This is a genomic window from Burkholderia sp. A9 (assembly GCF_000801975.1).
This window is the reverse complement of sequence record NZ_JSZN01000074.1, coordinates 1-533: the sequence shown is the minus strand read 5'-3', so window position 1 is coordinate 533 and position 533 is coordinate 1. Positions and strand designations below refer to the sequence as shown.

Annotated in this window: 2 protein-coding genes; one reads left to right on the top strand and one right to left on the bottom strand. The window is 62.3% G+C overall.

What is annotated here, in order from left to right; translation table 11 throughout:
• A partial coding sequence (bamE, locus tag PI86_RS15480) for an outer membrane protein assembly factor BamE domain-containing protein (RefSeq protein WP_039324349.1) occupies window positions 1–190 on the bottom strand: 190 nt, incomplete at its 3' end.
• A 142-nt stretch (window positions 191–332) separates the two neighbouring features.
• Here bamE and PI86_RS15475 point away from each other — a divergent pair.
• Window positions 333–533 (top strand): transcriptional repressor (locus tag PI86_RS15475; protein WP_039324352.1); only part of this gene is annotated, 201 nt, incomplete at its 3' end.

Here is a 533-nt window from a genome sequence, read left to right as displayed (position 1 = left end):
GCGCGCGGACCTGCTCGCGCGTCATCCCGGCCTGCAGCTGCGCGGCCTTCTCCTGCGACACGAAGTTGCCCTGCACGACAGTGATCCGATAGGGCGTGATGCTCTGCGCGATACGCTGCGTCACGCTGTCGTACGACGAACAACCAGCCAGCGCGGCAACGGCGGCGGCAGCGATGATGGCACTCCGCATGCGACTCCTCTGAAAGTGCGAAAGAGATTCTGGGATCATTTCCGTCACCGTGCTGGCCCGCGTCGCGGACCGCGCGTGTTTCTGGAACGGCGAAAAGCCGGTAACATTGAAGCCCTGCATTGTACTCTAGGGATGCCTAGCCATGACCAATCCGACGGATCTCAAGAATATCGGGCTAAAGGCCACCCTACCGCGCCTCAAGATTCTCGAGATCTTCCAGCAAAGCCCGGTGCGTCACCTGACGGCCGAAGACGTCTACCGCAACCTGCTCAACGAGCAGCTGGACATCGGGCTCGCCACCGTTTACCGCGTGCTGACGCAGTTCGAGCAGGCCGGCCTGCTC